This is a genomic window from Sporosarcina sp. Y1011 (assembly GCF_057669885.1).
Window position 1 is genome coordinate 65301 of the sequence record NZ_JBYHFP010000001.1, and the last position, 22565, is coordinate 87865.

The 22565-nt window shown below is 38.2% G+C and carries 22 protein-coding genes; 13 read left to right on the forward strand and 9 right to left on the reverse strand.

Annotation, left to right across the window (positions count from 1 at the left end; genetic code table 11):
- The first annotated feature begins 147 nt into the window (after positions 1-147).
- The 3 genes from AC25Y5_RS00330 to AC25Y5_RS00340 all read left to right on the forward strand — a co-directional run bounded on the left by AC25Y5_RS00330 (position 148) and on the right by AC25Y5_RS00340 (position 3626).
- Positions 148-1215 carry an ABC transporter permease gene (locus tag AC25Y5_RS00330; RefSeq protein ID WP_488138582.1) on the forward strand — a complete coding sequence of 356 codons (1068 nt, stop codon included), beginning with the start codon at positions 148-150 and terminating at the stop codon, positions 1213-1215.
- A gap of 3 nt (positions 1216-1218) precedes the next feature.
- Positions 1219-1890: an ABC transporter ATP-binding protein gene (locus tag AC25Y5_RS00335; protein WP_488138583.1), complete on the forward strand. Its 672-nt coding sequence runs from the start codon at positions 1219-1221 to the stop codon at positions 1888-1890.
- Between the two features lie 290 nt (positions 1891-2180).
- Positions 2181-3626, forward strand: coding sequence for a DEAD/DEAH box helicase (locus AC25Y5_RS00340; protein ID WP_488138904.1), 1446 nt, complete (start codon positions 2181-2183; stop codon positions 3624-3626).
- Positions 3627-3830: 204 nt separating this feature from the next.
- Here AC25Y5_RS00340 and AC25Y5_RS00345 read toward each other — a convergent pair whose 3' ends face one another.
- Positions 3831-4988 (reverse strand): AbrB family transcriptional regulator, encoded by a 1158-nt coding sequence (locus tag AC25Y5_RS00345; protein WP_488138905.1) that lies wholly within the window; start codon positions 4986-4988, stop codon positions 3831-3833.
- A gap of 131 nt (positions 4989-5119) precedes the next feature.
- On the opposite strand from AC25Y5_RS00345, the gene AC25Y5_RS00350 reads away from it, so the two are divergent.
- Entirely contained in the window at positions 5120-5992 is an 873-nt protein-coding gene (locus tag AC25Y5_RS00350) for a LysR family transcriptional regulator (protein ID WP_488138584.1), read from the forward strand.
- A 96-nt stretch (positions 5993-6088) separates the two neighbouring features.
- Here AC25Y5_RS00350 and asd read toward each other — a convergent pair whose 3' ends face one another.
- Together asd and pssA are read right to left on the reverse strand one after the other, a co-directional pair.
- Positions 6089-6865 carry an archaetidylserine decarboxylase gene (gene asd / locus AC25Y5_RS00355; protein WP_488138585.1) on the reverse strand — a complete coding sequence of 259 codons (777 nt, stop codon included), beginning with the start codon at positions 6863-6865 and terminating at the stop codon, positions 6089-6091.
- Between the two features lie 23 nt (positions 6866-6888).
- Positions 6889-7422 carry a CDP-diacylglycerol--serine O-phosphatidyltransferase gene (pssA, locus tag AC25Y5_RS00360; RefSeq protein WP_488138586.1) on the reverse strand — a complete coding sequence of 178 codons (534 nt, stop codon included), beginning with the start codon at positions 7420-7422 and terminating at the stop codon, positions 6889-6891.
- 228 nt (positions 7423-7650) lie between these two features.
- On the opposite strand from pssA, the gene AC25Y5_RS00365 reads away from it, so the two are divergent.
- From AC25Y5_RS00365 to AC25Y5_RS00375, 3 genes are all read left to right on the forward strand, one after another.
- Entirely contained in the window at positions 7651-9279 is a 1629-nt protein-coding gene (locus tag AC25Y5_RS00365; RefSeq protein ID WP_488138587.1) for an ATP-binding protein, read from the forward strand.
- A gap of 2 nt (positions 9280-9281) precedes the next feature.
- Entirely contained in the window at positions 9282-9986 is a 705-nt protein-coding gene (locus AC25Y5_RS00370; RefSeq protein WP_488138588.1) for a response regulator, read from the forward strand.
- Between the two features lie 238 nt (positions 9987-10224).
- On the forward strand, positions 10225-11547 hold the full coding sequence (locus AC25Y5_RS00375) for a CitMHS family transporter (protein WP_488138589.1): 1323 nt from the start codon (positions 10225-10227) through the stop codon (positions 11545-11547).
- Positions 11548-11565: 18 nt separating this feature from the next.
- Here AC25Y5_RS00375 and yyaC read toward each other — a convergent pair whose 3' ends face one another.
- The 3 genes from yyaC to AC25Y5_RS00390 form a co-directional block, all read right to left on the reverse strand.
- Positions 11566-12177 (reverse strand): spore protease YyaC, encoded by a 612-nt coding sequence (gene yyaC, locus AC25Y5_RS00380; protein WP_488138590.1) that lies wholly within the window; start codon positions 12175-12177, stop codon positions 11566-11568.
- 621 nt (positions 12178-12798) lie between these two features.
- Positions 12799-13239, reverse strand: coding sequence for a YusW family protein (locus AC25Y5_RS00385; protein WP_488138906.1), 441 nt, complete (start codon positions 13237-13239; stop codon positions 12799-12801).
- A gap of 80 nt (positions 13240-13319) precedes the next feature.
- Entirely contained in the window at positions 13320-14225 is a 906-nt protein-coding gene (locus AC25Y5_RS00390; RefSeq protein ID WP_488138591.1) for an AEC family transporter, read from the reverse strand.
- A gap of 223 nt (positions 14226-14448) precedes the next feature.
- On the opposite strand from AC25Y5_RS00390, the gene AC25Y5_RS00395 reads away from it, so the two are divergent.
- From AC25Y5_RS00395 to AC25Y5_RS00420, 6 genes are all read left to right on the forward strand, one after another.
- Positions 14449-15246, forward strand: coding sequence for an ABC transporter ATP-binding protein (locus tag AC25Y5_RS00395; RefSeq protein WP_488138592.1), 798 nt, complete (start codon positions 14449-14451; stop codon positions 15244-15246).
- Between the two features lie 105 nt (positions 15247-15351).
- Positions 15352-15903 carry a DUF420 domain-containing protein gene (locus AC25Y5_RS00400; RefSeq protein WP_488138593.1) on the forward strand — a complete coding sequence of 184 codons (552 nt, stop codon included), beginning with the start codon at positions 15352-15354 and terminating at the stop codon, positions 15901-15903.
- A gap of 574 nt (positions 15904-16477) precedes the next feature.
- Entirely contained in the window at positions 16478-16930 is a 453-nt protein-coding gene (locus AC25Y5_RS00405; protein ID WP_488138594.1) for a hypothetical protein, read from the forward strand.
- A gap of 177 nt (positions 16931-17107) precedes the next feature.
- A complete protein-coding gene (locus AC25Y5_RS00410) occupies positions 17108-17329 on the forward strand; it encodes a DUF6366 family protein (protein WP_488138595.1) in 222 nt (73 codons plus the stop codon).
- A 183-nt stretch (positions 17330-17512) separates the two neighbouring features.
- Positions 17513-17701, forward strand: coding sequence for a hypothetical protein (locus AC25Y5_RS00415; protein WP_488138596.1), 189 nt, complete (start codon positions 17513-17515; stop codon positions 17699-17701).
- An 88-nt stretch (positions 17702-17789) separates the two neighbouring features.
- Entirely contained in the window at positions 17790-18035 is a 246-nt protein-coding gene (locus tag AC25Y5_RS00420; RefSeq protein WP_488138597.1) for a hypothetical protein, read from the forward strand.
- A gap of 106 nt (positions 18036-18141) precedes the next feature.
- On the opposite strand, the gene AC25Y5_RS00425 is transcribed toward AC25Y5_RS00420, so the two are convergent.
- The 3 genes from AC25Y5_RS00425 to AC25Y5_RS00435 all read right to left on the reverse strand — a co-directional run bounded on the left by AC25Y5_RS00425 (position 18142) and on the right by AC25Y5_RS00435 (position 22505).
- Complete coding sequence (locus AC25Y5_RS00425; protein ID WP_488138598.1) at positions 18142-18858, reverse strand: 3-ketoacyl-ACP reductase; 717 nt, start codon at positions 18856-18858, stop codon at positions 18142-18144.
- Between the two features lie 846 nt (positions 18859-19704).
- Positions 19705-20439 carry a collagen-like protein gene (locus AC25Y5_RS00430; RefSeq protein WP_488138599.1) on the reverse strand — a complete coding sequence of 245 codons (735 nt, stop codon included), beginning with the start codon at positions 20437-20439 and terminating at the stop codon, positions 19705-19707.
- A 29-nt stretch (positions 20440-20468) separates the two neighbouring features.
- Positions 20469-22505 carry a PKD domain-containing protein gene (locus AC25Y5_RS00435; RefSeq protein ID WP_488138600.1) on the reverse strand — a complete coding sequence of 679 codons (2037 nt, stop codon included), beginning with the start codon at positions 22503-22505 and terminating at the stop codon, positions 20469-20471.
- Positions 22506-22565: the final 60 nt, after the last annotated feature.

Here is a 22565-nt window from a genome sequence, read left to right on the forward strand (position 1 = left end):
TAATAGTGTTAAGAAATAGAAATGAATTGAGAGGTAATGAACGGGGAAATCAGTTTTGAAATGATAAATTTAATAGGCAAAACCAGTGTCAAAGAATCTCGGAATTGTGAACTACTAAAACTAAAAAATACATAAGGATGTGAAAAGATGTTTTTAGCTTTAAATGAAATTAAGAAAAACAAATTACGCTTTACATTGATCATTGGTGTGTTAATGCTCGTATCTTATTTAGTGTTTTTTCTATCGGGTCTTGCTACAGGCCTGGAAAATCTGAATCGTGAATCTGTTGATAAATGGAAAGCAACAGATATCATTTTGACAGAGGAATCGGATAAGAGCATGTACCAATCTTCATTAACAATTGAAGATGCAAATGAAATCGATGCTGAAGAAATTGCCGTAATCGGTCAAATAAATGCAGTTGCCGGCAATGGTGATAATAAAACGAACGTATCTATTTTTGGGATAAACAAAGATGAATTCATTATGCCAAATGTGACGGAAGGCATAGAATTTGCTGAAAGCAATGAAGTTCTCGCCAGTGATGCATTAAAAGAAGATGGATTTAAAGTAGGTGATGAATTGCAATTATCATCATCTGACGAAGTATTAACTATTGTAGGTTTCACAGACAAAGCAAGGTTTAATGCGGCTCCAGTGCTATATGGAGATTTGTCTACTTTCCAATCAGTGAAATTCGGTGAAGCAGCCGAAGCAAATAAGGAAAGTATAAGTGGAATTGTTGTTCGTGCGGATGAACCTACAGCTAACATGAAGAATGATTCACTGGAATCAATTGAAATTGAAACATTTATACGGAATTTACCAGGGTACACGGAACAGAATTTAACATTGAACTTCATGATTTATTTCTTGTTTGGTATTTCAGCGGTCATTGTAGCAATCTTCCTTTACGTATTGACCGTCCAGAAGATTAGTATGTTTGGCGTCATGAAAGCTCAAGGTATCTCGAATAACTATCTGTCACGTTCAGTCATTGCACAAACATTTATATTAGCTGCAATTGGTGTGGCAGTAGGTTTCGGATTGACGTTAATCACCGGTGCATTTTTACCAAGTGCGGTACCAGTAGCATTCGATCTTGTAACAATGCTCATCTACGGACTCGTTCTAATAGCAGTTGCGATATTGGGTGCGGTGTTCTCAGTTCTTACAATTGTTCGAATCGATCCATTGAAAGCAATAGGAGGGTAAATGATGGCAGTTTTAGAATTAAAACAAGTGAAAAAGACATTTGGCAGTGGCCATAAAGAAATAGAAGCAATGAAGGAAACAAATTTTACTGCAGACAGGGGCGAGCTGATAGCTATTATCGGTCCGTCTGGTTCCGGGAAAAGCACATTTCTAACAATTGTCGGCGGGCTTCTCACACCCACGTCAGGGTCTGTGGTCATAAATGATAAGAATCTAGCGGATTTAAATGAGAAAGAGCGCTCAAAAATTCGGTTGAAGGAAATTGGGTTCATTCTACAAGCATCGAATCTAGTTCCCTTTTTAACGGTCGCCAATCAGTTGAAACTATTGGACCAAGTGAAGAAAAAAAACATGACGAAAAAACAATTGGAAGAGTTATATGATGACTTGGGTATTGGGGATTTACGAACTAAATATCCTGCAGACTTATCTGGCGGGGAACGTCAGCGTGTGGCAATTGCTAAAGCGTTATACAGCAATCCTTCCATTATTTTAGCTGATGAACCAACAGCATCTCTTGACTCAGATCGTGCCTATGAAGTAATGGAACTACTGAAAAATGAAACAAAGAACAAAAACACCACAACCATTGTCGTCACACATGATATACGTCTGGTAGGCTATTGCGACAAGGTTTTCAAAATGACAGACGGTGTACTCGTTCAAGAAGTATAAGAAGTCGGGACGCCTTTCCAATGGTTAAGGCGTCCATTTACATACATAGAAAATGAATTATGTAGGGTGATTTTTGAATATGTCATGAAATCAAATAAACAGTAAATACTTAGATAGTGATGGACGATTGCATAGAAGTTCGTTCATTTCCTGCAAATCTGCTCTTTTCATCTAGAGCTTTCCTGAATCAAAAGAATAAACCATATTTGGACAAGTCAAAAACAAATCATAATACTCCATTAAATGACGAAAGACCTCTGTTTGTGAGATAATACACTAAGAATGAGAGGCTGATTACAATGACATTTCAAAATTATAACCTGAGCAAGGAGATTACTCGAGCGCTCGACGGGCTCGGGTATTCTTCACCTACAGAAGTCCAGGAGAAAGTAATTCCTGCTGCTCTTACAAAGACAGATTTAGTTGTTAAATCACAAACGGGAAGCGGTAAGACAGCTGCATTTGGTATTCCGATATGCGAAATGGTGAACTGGGATGAGAACAAACCACAGGCGTTAATCTTAACGCCGACACGTGAACTTGCAGATCAGGTCAAGGAAGATATTACAAACATTGGCCGTTTTAAGCGGATAAAAGCTGCCGCGGTCTACGGGAAATCTCCATTTGCTTATCAAAAAGAAGAACTGAAGCAAAAATGCCACGTCGTTGTTGGAACGCCTGGGCGTGTATTTGATCATATTGAAAGAGGCTCAATTGCTCTTGATCAGATTGAATATCTTGTTCTTGATGAAGCGGATGAAATGCTAAACATGGGTTTTATTGATCAAGTTGAATCCATTATCAATAAACTTCCGAAAAATAGAACGACAATGCTTTTTTCGGCGACACTTCCTGAGAAAATTGGAAAGCTTAGCAGTAAATATATGAAAGATCCCAAAAATATTGAAATAGCATCAACCGTTACGTTGACGGATCAAATAGACCACTCTCTAATTATCGTTAGAGATCCCCAAAAGTTTGATATGTTACGCGATGTGACTGTAGTTGAAAATCCGGACAGTTGTATTATCTTTTGTCGTACAAAAGATCAGGTGGATAATGTAACTGAACAACTTGAGCAACTTCACTATACTTGCGATAAGCTACATGGAGGTATGATGCAGGAAGATCGTTTTTCTGTAATGGATGATTTTAAACGAGGTGAATTCCGTTACTTGGTTGCAACAGATGTTGCTGCACGTGGCATAGATATTGACAGTATCACACATGTCATTAACTATGACCTGCCAGTGGAAACTGAAAGCTATGTGCATAGAGTAGGAAGAACGGGACGTGCAGGTAAAAGAGGGAAAGCAATTTCTTTCGTGACACCGAATGAAAATCATTTTTTAGAAGAAATCGAAGCGTACATCGGTTTTGAAATTCAACAACGAAACGCACCTTCGAAGGCGGCAGTAGCTGCAGCAAAAGATGCATTCACTGAAAAACTGGAAAGCTTACCTGAATTAAAAAAGAATAAAAACGAATTGGTAAATAAGGATATTATGAAATTGTATTTCAATGGTGGCAAAAAGAAAAAACTTCGTGCTGTTGACTTTGTCGGTACAATTACAAAAATTCCCGGCGTATCCGCTGAAGACATTGGCATCATCAAAATCCAGGATACTGTGACGTATATTGATATACTTAATGGTAAAGGGAAACTCGTTTTGAATGAAATGAAAACGACAACGGTTAAAGGAAAGTTATTGAAAGTACACAGAGCGAATAAATAATCATCTAATTTAAAAAGCAATCCTTGATCAGTAGATACACTGATCAAGGATTGCTTTTTGGTTAATTGCTGCATCCTGTAAACTAAACTGTTACTTCAAAAACTAACTATATAAGTTGAGCATATGAATCCAGCGTATGTTGCCCCTAGCGCCGAAGTCGATTTTGAGAGATTCTTTATTTCAATATATAAACATTGCTATAACCTAAGCGGATAATTGAGCGGGGGTGTTCTTTTTGAGATTCAAGCGATTCAGGAATTTGAAAAAGGGCGGTAGAATCATACAAACAGCTATTACTCTAAGCACTTGTACGGCTACGACAAATGTAGAGTCCGCATCAAGGACAACTGCAGTGGTCGTCATTTCAGCGATGCCGCCGGGAGCAAAAGCCAAAGCCGAAGTAATCAAGGGTAATCCTGATATCACTGAAACAATATACGCACATAGGAACATGGAAAATATAAGAAAGATTGTACTTAAAAATGAAATGGCTAACGTTTTCTTTAATCCTATAAACATACTTTTATGAATTCGAGAACCGATACTTGCACCAATGAGCACTTGGGAAATTATGATTAACCCTGAAGGCCACCAGGCCACAATCGTATAGCCAATAACTATTGAACTGAAAGACTTTACAATTGCAATGCAAACCATACTGCCGATTAGCCATGGAGCAGGGAATTTTAATAGTTTCCCCACGTAATATCCGAGGAATGCAACAGCAACAAGCAAAGCGGTCGAAACAATATGTTCAGATTGATGTCCCATTATCGAAGTAGTGCTAGGGATAGGCATAGTATCAACAGGATTACTTACCCAAATAGATAATATGAGTGGGATGGAAAGGACAACTAAAAATATACGCATCGTTTGAATGATACTGACAACTCCTGTATTAGCACCAACTTCTTCCGCAATACTAGGGATTGAAGATAGTCCCCCTGGTGCAGTAGCAAAAAAACTAGTTAACATATCTAAATTGCTAAACTTCCATAATACGAGTCCGGATAACAAAGAAAACAAGATAGATAGTAAAAGCATAGTACTTACAGTTAACCAGTTTTCCATAAAAACGAATAAAACAGAATCATTCATTTTCTGTCCAAGTTCAATTCCTAGGATACATTGTCCAATAGCCATCCAGTATTTCGGAATACCTTTTTGTGGGATAGACATGTTTAATAAAGTGGGACTAAAAATACAAATGAGGGTTGCAGTTAGAAGGGTTCCAATCATCCAACCGACTGGAAGGCCTGTAAGTGCAAGAAAAAATCCCCCCATTCCACTGATGACAACAAATGTGGAAGTTTTTATGAATTCATTTTTACTTAACAATAATATACCTTCTTTCAATAACATTTTTAATATATTTTGTCTACCCACTGTATTTGCAAGTCTTATTAAGTATAGTACAATATAAGAAATAAAAATAATATCGATTATTGATGAATAGACATAAAGTATATTGATAGCTGAAGGGTGATATTTGTATGGACGAGCAGGATTGGGTAGTTTTACAAATGCTCTATCGCGAAAAAAATATAACAAAAGCAGCTCAAAAATTATTTATTTCACAACCAGCATTGACGCATCGCCTTCAACAATTAGAAAAGAAGTTCAATGTAAGAATCGTAAGTAGAGGAAGACGTGGAGTTCAATTTACTCCACAAGGAGAGTATTTAGCAAAATGTGCAGACGATATGCTTTTGAGCCTTCAGAAAATTAAAGAAAATGTCCTGAATATGGAAGATAAAGTAGAGGGGATATTACGATTAGGTGTTTCGAACTACTTCACGGATTATAAGCTTCCTTATCTATTAAAACTTTTTAAGGAACAGTATCCCAATATTGAATTTAAAGTAACGACGGACTTCAGCAGTCATATTGTACATTTAATTTATAATCAGGATGTCCATGTTGGTTTTGTAAAAGGAGAATACGGTTGGAAAGATCAAAAACGATTGCTATTTGAGGAAACATTATGCATTGCTTCCAAAGAAAAAATTGATATTAATAACCTACCTTCCTTGCCAAGAATTGATTATCGTACTGATCCATTACTTAAAACTTCTGTCGATAATTGGTGGTATGAGAATTTCAGCCAGCCATCATTGGTCAGCATAGAGGTTGATAAAGTCGATACGTGTAAAAAAATGGTTGTCAACGGATTAGGTTATGCGATATTACCAAGTATGATTTTAAATGACGTAGAGGACATCCATAAAATCGTTATCAAAACGAAAGATGGCATGCCAATCATTCGAAAAACATGGATGTTATTTCATGAAGATTCCTTGGAATTAAATATTGTTAAGGCCTTTGTTAACTTTGTTGAACAAATAAACTTGGAAGATGGGATATAAAAGTTAACGTTTTTTTAGATGTTGATTAAAAGAATCATTAAAAAGCAATCCTTGAACAGTATGTACACTGATCAAGGATTGCTTTTAATTTAGCCGTTACAACCAATTGCCAACTGGTTGTCCCACTCTTACCTCGCTATTCAACTCTATTGTCGGAGTGAAGTGTGGGTTGTTCTCCAGAAATAGAATAACAGTAGAACCAAAACTGAAATAGCCGAAGTCATTTCCCTTAATACAATCTTTCGATGAATTAAGGAGTTGTATACTATTCACATTTAAAGCACCGACTTTTACAATCGCCACTTTTCCAAAAGCAGTCTCTATTTCAGATATGAGACGATGGTTTGTAGAAAAGGGGCTCTGACCAAGACGTAATCCTAAACTGTTCACGGGATAAGAAACTCCGCCAAGTGCGTAACGTGAAACCAGTTTGCCCGTTACTGGATAGTGGAAATGATGATAATGACTCGGAGAAAGATAAAAAATAAAATACGAGCCATCTTTATAGGGAGCTGCTTTTTTTTCAGTGCCCATTATTTCGTTTATCCTGTACTGGTGGCCTTTTATGAGGAAAGTTTGGTCGTTAGCAATTTTTCCAGCACCGCTGACTATACCATCCACCGGAGAAATGAGAGCGTGAGGTGAAGGGTTTATTTGACGGATACCTGGTTTAAGGTTTCGTGTGAAAAGTGACTGTAAACTTTTATAGTGTGAAATAGGGTATTCCATTTCATCATTACTAATACGATAAAAATTGCTGAAAGGCCGAATCAACGGCCGACTTACTATTGAACTAGAAAAAGATTTTAACAGAGCAGAAGAAACAGGATTTCCCGTCAACTCAACAAAAGATTTAAAGAGTGCTTTTTTCATTTAGTATCCTCCGTAGTATTCATTTACACTTTCGCAATTCGAATGTTACTTATCATTAATAACGACATAATAAACATCAGTACAACGAAAAATAATGGAGCCATATAAGGAACAAGGAAAAAGCTTAATGTCATAACCACACCCGCCGCTGTGATCGGTACTCCATAAAATGCACCATCGAATTCACTTGAATTGTAGCGGGCAAGCCGAACTGCTCCAGATAAAACATAAGAAACGGTAGCAATGGTTCCTAACCAAGGTGAGGTGTAAAGTGTTGTTTCATAAATTAATAAAGCAGGTGCAAGTCCGAATGAAACCAGATCACACAACGAGTCTAGTTCTTTTCCGAAAAGTGATTCTGCATTATAACGTCTTGCAACCATCCCATCAAAACGATCGAATAACGCAGCAAGGAATATAAATAGTAAACTCATATGGCCTAAGCCTTTTATAATAAGGATAATAGCTATAACGCCAAAACTTAAGTTCATCAAGGTAATTGCATTCGCCAACTGTGCTTTGACTTTGGAATGTTCGAAGTACCTAGGTAAATACATGCTATACCTCCCAATTATATTATGATTATATTATTGATTTAAAGCCATTATTTGTAATCATTAATACTTAATTATACTTGAATACAGATGGAGTCGCAATTTTAATTCAATATTTAATAGCTACTGTTACAATTCGTTTTTTAAATTATGATGTATTATAAAGATAAGGCTCACACAGTGGGAAATATAGAAGGATTATCCGAAATAGTAAAGTAAGACGTAAAGGTTGTGAATGAACAGATGGTCAGAGTTGTTAAGAAATCTAGAATGACTCTGTTAACTCAAATAACATCACTTATAACAATCGTTGTTTTGATCAGTACGCTTCTGGTAAGTATTCTTTTTTATACAATGATTGACGATATAGTTGAAAGTTATATGGGAAAACAAGCGATGACAGTAGCGAAGTTAACGGCCCAACATCCAGCAATAATTTTAGCATTTAACGATGGAAAACCATCACAGATAATCCAACCGATTGCTGAAACAATTCGTCGGTCAACAGGTGCAGACTACGTAACCATCGCTAATGATAAAGGACTGCGTTACTCGCATCCCAATCCAGAAAATATAGGGAAACCAACAGCTACGGGTAATGATCAAGTGCTTGAATTGCATCAGTCTATCATTTATCGGGGAAATGGGATATCTGGACCTGCCATTAAAGCGAAGACACCCATTTGGAATGACATAGGGGAAGTTATCGGTGTCTCATCCGTCGGTTTTTTAGTGAATAATATCGAGCAGCAAGTGCTTGATTATAGAAAACGCATCATTTTGTTGGCAATTATTCCTCTCCTTGTAGGAATAATTGGGGCGATTTTGATAGCAAGACGTTTGAAAAAACTTATTTTCGGTTTGGAACCGCAGGAGATTTCGCTCCTCTTTACAGAAAAAGAGGCGACACTTGAGTCAATTCGTGATGCAACAATTACTGTTAATAATGAAAAAGAAATCACCTCAATGAATAAGCGGGCACGTGAATTATTCGACGATCAACAACTAATTGTGGGCTCAGTTATTACAGATAATCATTTGGGGAATTATATCGATAATGTTCTCGAAACAAAGGAAAGTGATATAAATAAAAAGCTGTTGTTTGGTCAACAACTTTATATTTTAGATACATCTCCAATTATACTGGCAGATGAAGTTATGGGAATCGTTTTAACAATACGGACAGTAACAGAAATTGAACAATTGACGGAAGAGTTTTCGAAGATAAAAACATTTTCTGAAAGTATGCGTGCTCAAAACCATGAGTTTCTAAATAAATTAAACACGATTTATGGATTGCTTATGTTAAAAGAGTATGATCGTGCTATTAAGATTGTGTCTTCAGAAGTTAGTGAACGTCAAGATATCATTTCTTTTCTGATGTCGTCAGTAAAAGACCCATTGATTGCAGCTTGTTTACTTGGTAAAGTAAACCGTTCTAAGGAATTACAAGTACGTTTGGATATTGACTCTGAAAGCCGCTTGGATAGTGTTTCAGATAATGCAAAGTCGAATCATTTTGTTCCAATCATTGGTAATGTCATCGACAATGCGATGGAAGCTGCAAGAGCAAAGAATGGCAATAAAGGAATCGTCAATGTTTCATTTACAGATTTGGGTAATGAAATCATTTTTGATATTGAAGATAACGGAGCGGGAATACCAATAATGATGGAAGATGTTATTTTCCTAGATGGCTACACGACAAAAAGTGGGGAGAATCATGGAATCGGTCTATCGATTGTGAAAAATGCAATTGGATTACTGAATGGTCAAATCTATGTCGATAAAAGTGAGTTAGGTGGAGCAAGATTTACAATTGTTATTCCACAAGAGAGCTGGACTGAAAAGGATGTGTGAAAATGTCTAATGGAACGATTAACGTTGTTATCGTTGAAGATGATGAAGACGCAGCAAAAATCTACAAGCAGTTTACCAATCAAATCGATCATTTCAATGTTATTGCAACAGCAAGTTCAGGTAGACAAGCCTTGCAACTATTGGAAGTCATACAACCTCAACTGCTATTACTGGATGTCTATTTACCAGATATGAATGGAATTGAACTTCTCCGCGAAATTCGAAAAGAGTATCGTGGCATTGATGTTATTATGATAACTGCTGCTAATGATACAGAAACGGTCAGTGAAGCAATACGCGGAGGTGCTTTCGGTTACTTGATAAAGCCGATAATAATCGACAAGTTAATTGCTACGCTTACGCAATATGACGTTGTCAGAGGACAACTTTATCAAAATCAATTAGTTAATCAGGACAATATAGATGACCTATTTCGTTCGAATAATAAGGTGCTAGCGGCGGATGGACCTAAAAAAGAGACATACCCTAAAGGAATTGACAAACATACGCTGAAACTGGTCAGAGGTAAGATAGGAGACATGGAAGGAAGTCTAAGTGCAGATGAACTCGGCCAAATGGCTGGAATTAGTTATTCAACGATGCGTAGGTATTTGGAATATCTTGTATCCCTTGAAGAAATGGAAATTGAAATCTTATATGGAAGCGTTGGAAGACCAGAGAGAAAATATAAACGGACAACCAAATGAAAAACCGATTGATCAGTCGTTATTTACGACCGGTCAATCGGTTTTTTCAATTATATAGCCTCCGTGAAAAGTATGAAAAAAACTTAAACAATAAAAAGAATAACAATTACTTTCTTTATCTATTCCTTAGTTCTAATTACTGATAATATTCTATCAAGAAAGCGCTATCACTAGTTTTTGCATTTACCGAACAAAATGAAGCTGTGATCTAATAAACGAAAAAATAGGGGGATGAAATATGTTATCAGTATTAGGTTTTTCAATGATTGCCGTATTTATGTATTTAATCATGTCGAAGCGCCTTTCTGCTTTGGTTGCGATTATGGTCGTGCCTATCGTATTCGGAATTCTTGGGGGATTCCTAACTGAGCTTGGACCGATGATGCAGGCGGGTGTAGAAAATGTTGCAATGACAGCAATAATGATCTTATTTGCGATTCTATACTTCGGAATAATGATCGATACGGGTCTGTTTGATCCTTTAATAGCGAAGATCTTACAAATAGTAAAAGGCGATCCATTAAAGATTGTTATTGGGACAGCCGTTCTTTCCATGATGGTAGCGCTAGACGGAGATGGGACGACGACTTATATCATCACGGTCTCCGCATTGCTGCCTTTATATAAACGTCTTGGTATGAATCGGTTGGTATTGGCTACAACGGCAATGCTCTCGATGGGTGTCATGAATATGACGCCGTGGGGCGGTGCCTCTGCTATGGCGATGGCTTCGTTAGGACTCGATTCTTCGGAGCTATTCATCCCGATGATTCCGGTCATGGGATTCGGCTTGATTTGGGTACTGATTTCCGCTTTCATGTTAGGGAAAATGGAACGCAAGAGATTGGGTGTTGTTGAACTTGAACCCATTAAAAAAACTGATTCAAAACAAACTGGAGCGAATATGGAATTGGCGGCAACTGCAGAATTAGCCGATTACCGCCGCCCGAAACTCGTTTGGTTCAACCTTTCATTGACGGTAGCCCTTATGGCTTGTTTGATCATTGACTTTATGTCATTGGGAGTTCTCTTTATGATTGCATTTGCAATTGCATTGCTCGTCAACTATCCAGAATTGAAACAGCAGCAAGAACGTATCGCGGTCCATTCGAAAAATGCATTAGCAGTTGTCTCTATCGTTATTGCTGCAGGTATCTTTTCTGGTATTATGAGTGGTACGGAAATGATTGATGAGATGGCAAAAACAATGGTTATGATTATTCCCGATGCACTGGGCCCATATTTAGCGGTAATCGTAGCATTTCTAAGTGCGCCATTCACTTTCTTTATGTCGAATAATGCATTTTACTTCGGCGTGTTACCTATTTTGGCACAAGCAGGCGAAGCTTATGGAGTGAGCGCTGTTGAAATAGGGAGGGCGTCTTTGATAGGTCAGCCGATTCACGTGCTGAGCCCACTAGTTGCAGCAGCTCATTTATTGATTGGCTTAGTTGAAACGGAGTTTGGTGATCTACAACGTTTTGCTGTGAAGTGGGCATTCGGAACCGTAGTCGTTATGACTCTAGCTGCATTAGGATTAGGTGTTATAACAATTGGTTGAAATTAAAATGACGACGAATCAATAATGATTCGTCGTCATTTTTGCATGGCTTTTATTTTTTGTTGAATTCAATATGATCGTAGAAGTGATTTTTGCAAGAGTCAGTACCGTATCCAAGCGTGTAGAATTCAAAGAACTAACGGGGTTTATGGAATCCAAATAATTTACAACTGCTTTCAAATGATAGTTGCCCAGTTCAGGGAGAGCATTATTGATGGCACATCCAGGGATAAGAGGGCCCTCTTTTAATAGAATGGAACCAATCTGATGACTATCACCCAAACAGGCATCTATGCTGAAAATGATTGGTTCAGAAAATCGGTTATTAATGTCTTTTATTACTTGATTTAAATTCAGTGCGTGAACAGGATCTGCAATTGTTCCAAAGACATGATAAGGGAAATGGTTTTCTTTCAACATCGTTCCGACAAAGGGTCCAAATGAATCACCTGTAGATCGATCCGAACCGATACATACAAAAATGATTTCTCTGTTATACGACTTGCATAGTGTCGTTAACAGAAAGGACATTTCATCCATATCTTCTTTCGTTGAGGATTCCGATGAATAACTGTAATACAACTTAGCCTCTTTTACATGCGCTGTTTTTCTGTTCTTAAAAGGAAACAACCGGTGAGCCCCCTTCATAAATCGCTTTTATATAATGTTAACAGATTAATCAGACTATTGAAAGCGTTAACAACAGATTTAGAACAAAAAGTTCAATGTATCTGTTAACTAGATGGATAGTTTCTGATTTAATACAGTATTTATACTGAGCGCAGGCTCTAATAAGACTGATGAAAAAGTTATCTGACTTATGGGAGGGCTACTGTAGAAGTCTCTTAACAAGAGAATGAAGTAGAAAAACTGCTTAGACAGCTTCAGCTACCACGAAGACGCGCCTACGCTGGATAATATCTTTAAGAAAGCATTTTCTTTATCGGGGATTAGACCTGCAACCTGTAATGCATTCTTCTTGAATTACGTCAGTATCAAATAGTTATCACATAATAATCTCAATCTATTCATCTCCAAATAACGACCCTATTGATAATGTTCACCCCAGCGAAAGCGCGGCAAAGGGGTGGCCGAAGCCGTGAGACTGGATGCGAAGCGTTAATCCAGGCTTACGGCCAGAGGCATCCCCAGAGCGCCAAGCGATCTATAATCCACACACCGAATTATGACACTCTAATAATGAACACAAAGCTTATATTATGAAAAGTCTCCACTTTACGCTTATAGCAACTACTTCGACATCATCAATTTTTTCATGTCATGACCTTTAAACTTCACATCCAATTTCAAAGTTGTATAATCAATCACTTCGAATGCCTCCGAAGCTTTCTTGATCATATCTTCGGCATCCATATCGGGTTCTAACGAAAGCTCCTTGAAAATCGTATTGAGCTTATCCATCGCTTTGTTACCGTGCAAGAAGGATTCCTCCAATTTATTTTCATAGATAGCTTCTGTTTTATCGCTTTTTTCATCGTAATTGGCAACAATTGCATTCTTCGTATCTTTTGTATCAATTGTTAAATTAAAAATTGTAAAACCATATGTGTCACCGATGGATTCCTTAGGTGTATCCGTTTTGTCCTCCATTTCAGTCACTATATTCCTATTGCTACAGCCTATAATTAAAACTAAAGTAGAAAACAGTACGATTAACTGTATGATCCGCATCTTTTCCAAGTTGGTCATCCTCTCCCGGCATCGTACAATCAATCTAACCGTGGAAGAAGAAAGTTATACGATATAGTTGGTTATACACCTACGAAGAAAAGGACAATAGGAATAGTTATGATACTTAACAGAGTGGTGATAAATGTCGTAAAGGACACTAAATCAGGTTCCGTCCCGAATTGCAATGCAAACATCGTCGTATTCGCTGCAGCTGGCATTGATGCTTGGACAATAATGACAGCTTTAAGCAGGTCGTTCACTGGCATGAAATACAAAATACCCACTGCAAGCATAGGAGAGGCAAACATCCTGATGACAGTAACTGCAGTCACATAACGGTAAGCTACTCTCTTTCTGGAAATGACCGCAAGCTGCATACCAAGTACAAGCATGACAGTCGGAATCGAGGCATCTGCCACCAGACTGATGCCTTCCATTAATACGGATGGGATAGATACCGAAACTAATTGAAGTCCAATACCTAAAATAGCTGCGTAAATAAGTGGCATACGGATTACGCGCTGAAATGACTGCCGTAAAGTAGCTTTTTCCTCACCACCGATGGACGCAAAGAAAATCCCGACTGTATTCATTAGCAGCGATTGGAACACCATCATGACCACAGCATAGTCAAATCCGACAGCGCCGAATGCGAACAGGACAACCGGTGCTCCGTAGTTTCCGCTGTTCATGAATACACCGCCAAGAATCATTGCCGACAGCTGTGGCCGTGTTGCTTTCATGAAGATAGAAGTAACCCACACAACAACAAGAAGAATGATTGTAAGAAGTAAACTGAATAGGATGATGTAAAAATAGTCTATGGTCAATTCATTTGTGTAGAATGTCCGGAATGCCAAAAAGGGGGACATTAAATATAGGGCAGCTGTTGATATCGACTTGATATCAAAGCCTATTAATCTCTGACCTAAAAAGCCAATGAAAAAAATGATAAATACGGGTAAAATGATCAAAATCAAGTTCAATTCGATTCAACTCCAACAATATGTCATTCTACTAGCATAGCAGAATTCCGACTAATCAACTATATAACTTGACATTGTGTAAGTAGTACATTATTTAAAGTGAACAAATTACATCGTCCGATATACGTTACTAAAATTTCTCGGAAAAGAAACATGGTTCATTTCGAAGTGGTATGATGATAAAAAGTCAGCCTATTTTGTTGTGAAAGTGAGGGTGCTTAATATGAAGGAAATTGTTTCATTTAAAGATGTATCGTTCCAACGAGGCAACCGAGAAATATTAAAGGATGTCAATTGGTCCATTCAACAAAATGAGCATTGGGGAATACTTGGCTTGAATGGTTCAGGGAAAACGTCTCTTCTTAATATCATGTCCGGTTTTAATTTCCCCTCAAGCGGTAAAGTTTCAGTTCTTGGTAATCTGTTTGGAAAAACCAACTTACCGGAACTGCGTAAAGAAATTGGTTTTGTCAGTAGTTCCTTGGATCGCTTTGCGGAATATTTCAATAATGAAAAGATAGAAAGAGTTGTAGTGAGCGGAAAGTTTGCGAGTTTCGGTATTTATGAACAAGTGGAAAACGAGGATTGGGAGAAAGCAAATTCTTTACTGGAAAGTTTAAATCTAACGTATTTAATAGGAAAGCCCTATCTGCAACTGTCCGAAGGGGAGCAAAGAAGAGTACTCATCGCCCGTGCCTTAATGAGCAACCCCAAAATGCTTGTATTGGATGAACCATGTTCAGGATTGGATATTTTATCTCGGGAACAGTTCCTACAATCACTTGATAGCGTAATGGGGAACGGGTGTCATATTGTATACGTAACCCATCATATTGAAGAGCTTGTCCCAGGGATATCGCATGTGCTTCTACTTAAAGATGGGAAAGTCGTAGCAGGCGGACCGAAAGAAGAAGTAGTTAGCGACAATCTGCTGAGTGAAACATACCGGATTCCTGTCAGTATTCAGTGGAGAGAAGATAGACCTTGGTTAGTAGTGAACAGAAGTGAAGCAGTAAAGTAATCGGTCACCTGTTCACAAAAAAGTGCCTTTTTATACGGCACCGCTTGGTATCTTACTATACAATTAAAGGATAGTGTTTACCTAACCAATAATGGAGTGATTGTCATGAATAATAATGGGAGCTCTGCAAAGCCGTTTAAAAAACGCAATTATAAACCAATGATTATTATACTTTCCGTTATACTGATCGGTGCAATCGCTGTTCTTTCGGGAATGAGGGGAGTTAAAGATTTCGATGCATTCGATATAACAATCCTGCCTATGATGAATGCAATCTTTAACAGTTTTACTTTTGTATTCCTTGTCTGTGCTCTTATCGCCATATTAAAGCGGAATATAACAGTTCATCGCCGTTTTATTTATGCTGCTTTTTCCACAACATTTCTGTTTCTGATCACGTACGTCTCTTACCATTATCTATCGCCATCCACATCTTATGGAGGAGAAGGATTTATGGCTGGATTCTACTATTTCATCCTAATTACACATATCATTCTTGCGGCAGCCATCGTTCCACTTGCGCTGACGAGCGTGGCACGTGCATGGAATATGGAGAACGAGCGTCATAAGAAAATTGCCAGATGGACAATGCCGATTTGGCTATACGTCAGCTTTACAGGCGTGTTGGTGTATATCCTGATATCGCCGTATTATTAAGTGAGTGAAGGTAGTCATTTAGAATCGCTTCAAACAAAGATGGATTCCCAGTTTAATTAACTTCATAGTAGAACATGAATCAACACTGCCAATCGACAGTGTTGATTTTTTTATATTATTTTTAGGGAATTAATAAATATGGAAAGGAATCAGCCTTTTCAATTTGCATACAATCCTAAATAGGTCGATGCAAAGATTTCCTTAGATTACGCTTCAGCAAAAGGATGATAGGGTTTCTGTTCAAAAAGTAAACAAAGAGTAAAAAGGTATTCGTATTCACTGAGTCGAATATTGGGAGTATAGAACAAGTATCTATTATTTTCCAATAAATGGTTGTATTTTTTAAAAAAAGAATCTACTACGAGTCAGGTTTTAGAATGATTGTTAATGGTTTCTGAGTCATATAAATCCAGGGGGATAGAAAATTGATTTCATTTTCTCTTTTTTATTTAGTAGGAATCCCAGAGTCTGAAGTTTAACATGAATTGGGTCACGCAATGGGCGTCATTATTTCTTCCAAAGAGAAGTCGGATGTTGAGAAGGGAATAAGTTTATAAAGCCAAGGAGGAACTATATGGCTAAGATTTTACGCCTCGCTTTACTATTGATTGTTATATGTCTTGTAGTTTATGGCATTATCCGAATATCCGATTCCTCCAAACCACCTTCACCGACGATAACTGTTGGTGACATGAAAATAACCACAGCGCAAGGAACTTATTGCTGGGAGGGTTTCTTGAACTCAATCTGTGTAGATATGATTTCTCCACCTGGAATCGTAGCACATCATGATTTGAAAGCAGTTGTCGTTTCGCCTGAAGCCAATTTGAAAATAGATTTTAAGAATAAACCTAAAAAGAGTACATTAGGTGCGAATATATGGATAAACGATGCTAAAGCAGACAACGTAAACTTAAAAGGAAATATACTGACAGTGCCTAGCAAGAAAGGTGTTTATGTATATGACGTTCATGCGAGGTGGGAAGAAGGTGATTCAAGTTATGTGTTCATTATTGAAGTTCAATAGACCTACTATTAACTTACCGGGCGCTCCACTTAAACAACAAACGTTATTTCTCTTTGATTATTAAAAAAGTAAATTCGATACTGAAACAGGGGAATATGCTTGGGCATTTAATCAGGATTTAAGTTTTACTTCTTCTATTAACAGCAAAAAACCTGATAGTACAGTATTGTTTAGGGGGTGTTTGGTTTGAATAATCGACAAGAAACTCCGGCAGATAAAAGAGAGAGATTAAGACAAGAAGAACTCAAAAAAAATCCAACAGGTGCATTGAGAGAAGGATTAAATCGAGCTGAAAATGGCAATTTAGTTGATTTAGCAGGTGGACTGGGTTGGAAAGGTATGGGGCTATTAATAATTTCATTACTAGTTGGATATGTAATTTACAAGTTATTTTTTTGAATTTGATTAATAGTTTGACCATCATATGAAAAGCTGAAATAAATCTCATTCCACTAGATAATGGGAGATTTTCCGCAATCAGTAGAGGAGTATTTAAACTAATAAGGCTGGTTATTTCTTTAGTAAATTAAACGTAACAATTAGCCAAAAGCTACGTATCTGTTGAAATGGGGAGGGTATGTTATGCATTGGGTGATGTGGGTTTTCTGGGGCTCCATGGTAACTTTGATAGTAGGCGGCTATCTTGTGGATTTTCTGACTGGGCGGAAATACAGTTTTAATGAGCAGGAAAAATCATTAAATCAGAACTCAGCGGGATCAGATTCACTACGAGAGGCGGCGTGGCGAGACGAGCAAAATGGACCGTTTTAAATAAAGAAAAATCGTGTAAGGATGCCGAACTAGCTTATAAAAGTAAGTTATTTAACTAAACGAACAGAACGTTTAGAGGGAGGTAAATATGGAGATTTTACTGCCTGTTTTATTTGGATTTTCATTTATGATTTCAGTTATTGCTTTGTTTCAAGCAATAATAGTTCGGAGTTGGAAAAGTTTTTTAGGGTTTGGTATTGTTTCAATGCCATATTCTTTATACTTTTATGGTGGAGAGCCTCCTATACAGTATTTAGGGCTTTTTTCAATAATTTGTTTTGCTATCGCTTTATTAATACTTTTGAGGAGAAAACGGAGTTATGGATCAGGGTGAGGTTTAAGTTTAGCGAAAATAATATTATCATTAGCTATAAGAAACACAAAAACAAAGGACCTTTATGAAAAGATCCTTTTGTTTTGAAGAAATGTATTAAGTTTTATTAAGGATTCGTTGACCATAAACCTGCCGATTTAACAAGAATTCGTGGATGCAGTTTCAACTGGGCAACCATTACTTCAGCTAGATCTTCCGGCTGCATCACTTTGTCAGGATTACCGTCCGTAAGATTTTCTTCTATCGCCAAATCTGTTGCTACCGTACTCGGTGTCAATGCGCTAACACGGATGTTATGCTTTCTTACTTCAAGCATAAGGGATTCCGTAAGTCCGAGAACGCCGAATTTTGAGGCACTGTATGCGCTTGTAACAGGCGCACCTTTTTGTCCGGCGGTAGAGGAGATATTAATAATGTCGCCTGATTCTCTTTCAATCATTTCTGGCAGAACTGCTCTTGTGACATAATAGACGCCCATCAAGTTGACATCGATAATATTTTTGAATTCTTCCGGTGATAGTTCAAGGAACTTGCCGAATTTACCGATGCCTGCGTTGTTAATGAGGATATCAATTGGGCCAAGTTCAGATTTAACATGTTCGACAGCGGCGATGACGGATTCGTTATCTGATACATCAGCGGTAGCCATCGTCACTTCAACATCGTATTGACGAAGTTCTTCTGCAACCTTCTCAAGATTAGCAGCTGTTTTCCCGATAAGACCAACGTTTATACCTTCTTTCGCAAAAGCGATTGCTGTCGCACGACCGATACCTCTACCTGCTCCAGTAATTATTGCGTTTTTACCTTTTATAGTTTGCATTTTGCTCACTCCATTCTAGTACATACTTCTTAGAGTATAACAAAAGCAGAGTGGATTAGCGTCTGAAGCGATTTATGTTAACTTTACACGCCTGTTGATTAACTAAAAGTAACCAGTAAATATAATCAAATACTGTGCGCTACTTGTATAGTTGCTCTTGGATTGCTTTGAATTGAACAACATCTATACGCTTTTCGGGAGGTCTAAGTAAGTAGGGATGCGACAAAGTCGCATCCCTACTTACTTTTTCGGTAACCGTATGTTTTTTGTTCATCCATCGCTGTCCAAAGAAACAGCTACAAGAAGTGCCAAAGCTTTTCGGGACGAAAGAATAAATCGCTTCTCACCTGAAGAAAAGCGGTCAAAGATACAATTTTGACCGCTCAAGCCTTCTCCTATAGTATCTCTATTTTTAGTTTAGGGAAGTGTCACCTTCTTATTAGAACATAACTTAATCTTTGCTAAAATAAGCAGAGAATACAATGTAAAACGTGCTAGAGTGCCCGAAATTGCATCTTCAGGCACTTACGCTCTTTATAGAAAGTAATCTATTCTTTTCTATAAAGAAACTGCATTTTTCACTTAAATATTGTAGGATCGCGGCAGGCAATTATTCACAACAGGATAACCGAAAAGAGTGTGGCTAGAAGTGACGAAGTCACTTCTAGCCACACCTGCCCCTCGATAAAACTGTCGTGATTAATTAGCCGAAAGCGGGCCGAAAATAATCCAGTGGAAATGGTGGTTTTTAAGCCCTACTCTCCAGCAATTTATGCTAGTAAATGGTCAATCAACAGACCTGTTTACTTTACTTAATCCATATTTGAAAACTACTATCTAAAAAGTTTATCCCACACGAACTAGTTGTAATGTCGCCAGCTTATAGCTAAAGTTTTCTTGTAAGTCAGCAACAAGTTTTACAAGATCTCCTTCTTGTAACGAAAGCAAGAAACTGGAAGTGAGTGTATTAGCGGTAGTGGATTCAGTCATTGATGATGATACCTTAATTTTATCATTGATTTCTATATGAAACTTTGAAGGAACACATGTAATCGTTTTTGATACCAATAATACTTTATAACTGATTTGATAAATTCCGTCTATACCTATCACTAAGCCTTCGTGGGATTTTTCAACATCCTGCAGCGGCGTAGCAATACTAAATTTCACATTGCCATTTACAGAACTTTCCAATTCCGTATAGGCGAAGCCATAAGCAACATTAATTGGTCCTGCAGGTCCTGTATCACCTTTATCTCCTTGAATCCCTTGGGGGCCTTGTTCTCCTTTTTCTCCTCGTTCTCCAACTAATCCAGGCAGTCCTTCATAGCCCCGGGGACCTTGATCACCTTTATGACCTTTTTCGCCTTGCTCTCCTTTTTCCCCTCGTTCTCCAACTAATCCAGGTGGTCCTTCATAGCCCCGGGGACCTCGATCCCCTTTGACGCCTTGTTTTCCTGTTTCGCCTTTTTCTCCTTTTTCACCATCTAATCCAGTAAAGCCTTGATAACCCCTCGGGCCTCTAGGGCCACGTTGACACTTACAGGGCTGGCCCCCTCCGCAGTTTTTACAGTTTTCCATTTATTAACCTCCCTTTACCTTCATCACTATTACCTTCTAATATCGAGTGGAACATTTATGAGTGTTGCACTTGAGCTGGATTGAATAGAAACTGATCTCGTTTCGTCGGGTTGCACAATAGAATCTTCTATTCGATATGCCCATTCTCCCAGTGCATCAACCGCTACTTGAGAAAGAAGGAGACCACTCAACGAATTGCCAATATAGATAGAAATAGTAGCACCAATTCCAATCACATCCGAATTTCCACTAATTCGCCATTCCGCATCGTCTGTTCGATACTCAGCACGAGTTATTGAAAGAATCAAGGGGACAGTCGTCACTTGGATTTCGTCAAATGAAGTGCCACCGGGTCCGTTAACTGTTAGTCGAAAAGAAAGTGGAGCTGTTTGATTGGGAAATTGAAATGTTGCTGTTGCCGTATTTGCATTTGTTAACTGAACAGTAGGGCCTGAGATTTGTTCCCATTGATAGTTTGTAACAGTACCAGTTGCACTCCCAGACAACGTAACAACTTCTCCCTGTTGGACACTTTGGTTGGGTCCTGCATTGGCAATCGGTATTGAGGCAAATTCGATAATGTTGACGACTACAGTATCAATGGAAGGTCCTCCTTCTCCATCGACGGTTAATTCAAATAGTAGTGTTGTTTCAGAACTTGGCGCTGTAAAGGTTGGTGTTGCCGTATCCGCGCCTTCTAGCGTAATTTCGGTCCCTAATAGTTGAGTCCAACTAAATGTAGTAATGATACCAGTTGAATTGAGACCATTAAGTGTAACTGGTGAACCGAATAGGACTGTTTGGTCATCACCAGCATGGGCTGTTACGGGTATCGGACCATTCGGTAATCCTGTTACTGATACGGGTATCGTTCTTTCGCCTCCAGCAGAAGACGTAATAATTACATGAGGAGGTGTAAACGTTAGATTCGTATTAAGAATTCCTTCTGAAGGAATAGTTAGTTCTCCCAATCCAAAATCCGAGACAACTAGGATAGGCGTCCGAACAGAATCGCTTGATGAAGCTGTAATCGAAAGATTTTGCGAATCCGTATCAAAATTAGCGGTCGCAGTAATAAAATCTACAGGTACTACTTCTTTTATACTGTTTGGATTATCACTTAGATTAGTGACAGTAATCGAAGCGGGAGGCGTTTCTCCAGAATATCCAACACGTGCAAAATAGTGTCCATCATTGCCTTGTAATTGCGTTGGATTAATACCGTTACCAGTCACTTCAATAATTTGAGAAGTATCATCTGATGTAGCAAAAACATCTATTAATCCGTCTGTACTTACGGTTTGTGTGTAAGTGGCTCTCAAAACGTCAACACCAGAGATTGTTGAAATTTTACCAACGACTGTAAATAATCTGGTTTCAATACAATTATCAGGTGTGATCCCTGGTGTTGTTGAACGATCCGGTGAACCTATACCAATTCCAGGGCCTTCAATCCTAAAGAAGTTTTGAGGTTGCCCAAATTGATCCACAAACAAGCTACCTACTATTTCGTGTGGAACATTTAGATCGCCAATATAACCTTCAGGTGCTGCAGGTGCAATGTTCGGATCCCATTGCAAAAATGGAAATACACGGCTGTTCAGTGCAAGTTCAAAATCTCCACCATTAAATCCACCAATATCTTCTGTGAAATTAATTTCGCCAGTTCCATCATCAGATTCCGCGATGAATGTATCGACTCCGTACGGGTGAGTGACGGTATATTCTGCATTTGGCTGTAATCCGAAAATACGAATACGAACTCTACCAAATACAACTTGTTCATCGACCCTTGGCACTTCATTCACAAATGCAGCTTCTAATGCTAAAACGAGCCTCGCTCTTTCACCCGTACCCGTAGTCATCTCAGCTTCGACTTGATGATAAAAAGCTTCACCCGGATAATTGTCAGGAAAAGAAACGGGTTGTGTTGGATTAGGTAAATCAGCAAATGTAATGCCAGAGAAAGGGTCAGTAGGGTCAAAGTTTAGTTGAAGGCGTAAACCATTCTCATCTTTATACCAAACGGGGAAACCATCAAATGCATTAATTGGTCCGACTTCCATAAAACTCCTCCTCTAAATTAACGAAGTGTTTAGAAATTATTTAATTAATTCCTTCACAAC